Source organism: Caulobacter sp. S45, assembly GCF_903642205.1.
Lineage (GTDB): Bacteria > Pseudomonadota > Alphaproteobacteria > Caulobacterales > Caulobacteraceae > CAHJWH01.
On the sequence record NZ_CAHJWH010000216.1, the window covers coordinates 1 to 3,849 of the forward strand.

Here is a 3,849-nt window from a genome sequence, read left to right on the forward strand (position 1 = left end):
TCACGCGCCGGTCTGTCGAGGAGACGGCTGCGGCCATCATCAACCTGCTGAACACCCGCACGGCGTCGGGCGCTGTAGAGGCGCTGGCGTGAGCGCGCTGGTCCTCGCCTCACGCAGCCCCGCGCGCGCCCGCCTGCTCGCCGACGCCGGCGTGAGCTTCACCGTGCAGGCGGCGGAGCTGGACGAGGCGCCCTTGAAGGCGCGCGCCCTGGCGCGGGGACGATCCCCTCGGGAGGTCGCCTGCGACCTGGCCGAGGCCAAGGGCCTAGCGGTCGCGCGCGGACGTCAAGGCCTGGTCATCGGCGCCGACCAGACGCTCGACCTGGAGGGACGGCTCCTTGACAAGCCCCCCACCCTGGCTGACGCCCGGAGCCAGCTGCAGGCTCTTCGCGGGCGTGAGCACCGGCTCCACGCCGCGGTGACGGTGAGCGAGGGCGAAGCGGTGATCTGGCGGACGGTGGAGACGGTGCGGCTGCGCATGCGAGGCTTCAGCGATGGCTTCCTGGACGCCTATCTGACGAGAGAGGGCGAGGCTTTGCTGGGGTGCGTGGGCGCCTACCGGCTCGAGGCCATGGGCGTGCAGCTGTTCGAGGCCATCGATGGTCATTACTTCGCCGTGCTGGGCCTGCCTCTGCTGCCGTTGCTCCACTTCCTGCGCGCGCAGGGACATGTGGCGGCGTGAGGTGACGGCCTTCAGCGGAGCGGCGAGGGTCGCAGGCGTGGTAGGCGCCCCGGTGCGCCAGTCCCTCAGCCCCCTGATCCACAACGCCTGGATCGCCGCGGCCGGGCTGGACGCCGTCTATGTCCCCTTTTCGCCGGAAGCTGACAAGTTCGACGCCTTCATCTCGGGACTGAGGCGCGGCTCGATGGCCGGCCTGAACGTGACCTTGCCGTTCAAGCAAGCCGCCCTCGCCTTGGCGGATCGAGCCGACGAGCCGGCGCGGGCCGCCGGCGCCGCCAACCTGCTGCTGTTCGACGACGCGGGGGCGGTCGAGGCTCGCAACACTGACGGGATCGGCCTGCTTTATGCGCTGGACCTGCAGGCGCCGGGCTGGGCGGCGGGCTCAGGTGTCGTCGTCGTGCTTGGGGCGGGCGGAGCGGCGCGGGGCGCAGTGGCCGCACTCGTGGTTGCCGGGTTCACGGTCCGCATCGTCAACCGCACCCGTGAGCGCGCCGTGATGTTGGCCCAGACGTTCGATGGCGCCGATGCGATGGAGGGAGAGCGGCTGGCCGATGTCTTCGCCGAAGCTTTCCTAGTGATCAACGCCACGTCAGCCGGCCTGGAGGGGCGCGGCGACCTGGACCCGCCCCTCCAGGCCCTGCCTCCGCAAGCGGTGGTGATGGACATGGTCTACAGGCCGCTCTGCACGCCCTTGCTGCGCCAGGCGCAGGCGCGGGGTCTGCAGACGGTGGACGGGCTGGCGATGCTGGTGGGCCAGGCGATCCCTTCCTTCCAAGCCCTGTTCGGCCGCCCTGTCCCGCCACAGGTCGACGTGCGGGCGCTGGCCTTGGCGGCGCTGGAAGAGGGCGGCCAATGATCCTGCTCGGCCTCACCGGGTCCATCGGCATGGGCAAGAGCACCACGGCGGCCATGTTCGCCGCCGCCGGCGCAGCGGTCTACGACGCCGACGCTGCGGTGCATGGTCTCTATGCGGCGGGCGGCGAGGCCGGCCCCCGCCTGATGTCCCTGTTTCCGGAGGCGGTCGGGAACGACGGCGCGGTGGATCGCGCCGTGCTCAGCCGCCGGGTGAAGGCCGATCCGGTGGCGCTGGCCACCCTCGAGCAGATCGTGCACCCGCTGGTGGCCGCGGAGCGGGCCGGCTTCCTGGATGCGGCCAGCACCTCGGGCGCCAGGGTGGCCGTGCTCGATGTCCCCCTGCTGTTCGAGACGGGATTGGAGCGCTCCGTGGACGCGGTGGTGGTGGTCACCGCGGAAGCGCAGGTGCAACGCGCCCGGGTTCTCGCCCGGCCGGGCATGGACGCCGACAAGCTGGCCCTGCTCCTTGCGCGCCAGACCCCCGATGCGGACAAGCGTTCACGCGCCAGCTTCATCATCGACACCGGGCACGGGCTGGCGGCGGCCCGCGCCCGAGTGGAGGCCATCATGGCTGAAGTCTTGCAACCGGGGTGGAAGCCGACGTAAGCCGGGGTCGGCCGCCTGTCGGTCCTGCGCTCGCCCTCGGCGCGCCTATCGCCCAAGCGTCTCGATCGGACAGCCCACGTGACCACCCCCACCGCCCTGCTCAAGGTGATGATCGACGCCGCGCGCAAGGCGGGCCGCAAGCTCGCCCGCGACTTCGGCGAGGTCGAGGAACTGCAGGTCTCCCGCAAGGGGCCGGCCGACTTCGTCTCCAACGCCGATACGGCGGCCGAGCAGACCCTCCTGGAAGAGCTGTCCAAGGCGCGCCCCGGCTATGCCTTCCTCGGGGAGGAGAAGGGCCTGGTCGAGGGCACCGACAAGACCCACACCTGGATCGTCGATCCCCTCGACGGCACCACCAACTTCCTCCACGGCATCCCCCACTTCGCGGTGAACGTCGCCCTGGAGCGCGAGGGCCAGGTCGTGGCGGCGGTGACCCACAACCCGGTGACCAACGACACCTTCTGGGCGGAGCGCGGCAAGGGCGCCTACAACAACGACAAGCGGCTGCGCGTCGCCGCCCGGCGGAAGCTGGACGACTGCGTCTTCGCAACCGGCATCCCCTTTCTTGGAAAGCCCGGGCATGCCCAGTTCCTGAAGGAGCTGCACCAGGTCACCGGCCGGGTGGCGGGCGTGCGCCGCTTCGGCTCCGCCGCGCTCGACCTCGCCTGGGTGGCCGCGGGCCGCTTCGACGGGTTCTGGGAGCGGGACCTGAAGCCGTGGGACGTGGCGGCCGGGGTGCTGCTGGTCACCGAGGCCGGCGGCAAGGTCACCGCGGTGGATGGTCAGCCCCTCGACCTGCATCTTCCGACGATCCTGGCCGCTAACCTGGAGCTACATCCGCTGCTGTCGGACCGGATCGCAGCCGCTGGGTGACGCGTTGAGCCCGTCCGCGCGAGCGGAAAGGCGGTGACGCGTCTTGAGAAGCCCTGGTCGCGACCCGTTGACCGCTGGACCTGTCCCGCGAACCGCCTCATCTAGTCCGGATGGCCCGCGAGATCGTCCTGGACACCGAGACCACCGGCATCGATCCGCGGTCGGGCCACCGGGTCATCGAGATCGCCTGCATCGAGATCGAGGATCTGCTGCCTACGGGCGCTTACTTTCACCGCTACATCGATCCTGAACGCGACATCGATCCGGATGCGGAGAAGGTGCACGGCATCTCGCGGGCCACCCTGATGGGCAGGCCGAAGTTCCACGAGCCCGACATCTGCGACGCCTTCCTGGATTTTGTGGCCGGCGCGCAGCTTGTCGCCCACAACGCCGTCTTCGACCGAGGCTTCGTCAACCACGAGTTGGAACGCTGCGGCCGCCAGACCCTGCCTGAACAGCGCTGGCGCTGCACTTACGAGCTGGCCAAGAAGCGGTTTCCGGGCATGTACAACTCGCTGGACGCCCTGTGTAAGCGGTTCAAGATCTCGCTGGCCGAGCGGGAGAAGCACGGCGCCCTGATCGACACGCGGCTGCTGGCGATGGTCTATCTGGAGCTGCAGGGCGGCAAGGAACGGGGGCTCGATCTTGGCCCTCAGGCCGCGACCGCTGCGCGCCTGGCCGCCGACATCAAGGCCGGCGGATACGCGCCCCGCCCCAGGCCCTTGGCCCCGCGCTCGACCCCTGAGGAGCGCGCGGCGCACAGCGCTTTCGTGGATAAGGTGCTGAAGGACAAGGCGCTCTGGCGCACGCTGGGTTTCAGCCTGGAGGCCTAG

The 3,849-nt window shown here is 70.3% G+C and carries 5 protein-coding genes; all 5 read left to right on the forward strand.

Annotated elements, in window-relative coordinates; all coding sequences use genetic code 11:
• Positions 1–88 precede the first annotated feature (88 nt).
• The 5 genes from HUV06_RS15040 to dnaQ all read left to right on the forward strand — a co-directional run bounded on the left by HUV06_RS15040 (position 89) and on the right by dnaQ (position 3,849).
• On the forward strand, positions 89–682 hold the full coding sequence (locus HUV06_RS15040; protein WP_174302059.1) for a nucleoside triphosphate pyrophosphatase: 594 nt from the start codon (positions 89–91) through the stop codon (positions 680–682).
• Positions 669–1,538, forward strand: a complete 870-nt coding sequence (gene aroE, locus HUV06_RS15045) for a shikimate dehydrogenase (RefSeq protein ID WP_174302060.1) — start codon at positions 669–671, stop codon at positions 1,536–1,538. Before HUV06_RS15040 ends, aroE begins: the two co-directional genes overlap by 14 nt.
• Positions 1,535–2,143, forward strand: coding sequence for a dephospho-CoA kinase (gene coaE, locus HUV06_RS15050; RefSeq protein WP_174302061.1), 609 nt, complete (start codon positions 1,535–1,537; stop codon positions 2,141–2,143). Before aroE ends, coaE begins: the two co-directional genes overlap by 4 nt.
• Positions 2,144–2,221: 78 nt before the next feature.
• The gene (locus HUV06_RS15055; RefSeq protein WP_174302062.1) at positions 2,222–3,016 is read left to right on the forward strand and encodes an inositol monophosphatase family protein; all 795 of its coding nucleotides are present in this window, start codon (positions 2,222–2,224) and stop codon (positions 3,014–3,016) included.
• Positions 3,017–3,126: 110 nt separating this feature from the next.
• Positions 3,127–3,849, forward strand: coding sequence for a DNA polymerase III subunit epsilon (gene dnaQ, locus HUV06_RS15060; RefSeq protein WP_174302063.1), 723 nt, complete (start codon positions 3,127–3,129; stop codon positions 3,847–3,849).

Excerpts from the sequence above, each read along its gene's own strand:
- coaE (WP_174302061.1), top strand. The coding sequence starts at position 1,535 with ATGATCCTGCTCGGCCTCACCGGGTCCATCGGCATGGGCAAGAGCACC.
- dnaQ (WP_174302063.1), top strand. The coding sequence starts at position 3,127 with ATGGCCCGCGAGATCGTCCTGGACACCGAGACCACCGGCATCGATCCG.
- aroE (WP_174302060.1), top strand. The coding sequence starts at position 669 with ATGTGGCGGCGTGAGGTGACGGCCTTCAGCGGAGCGGCGAGGGTCGCA.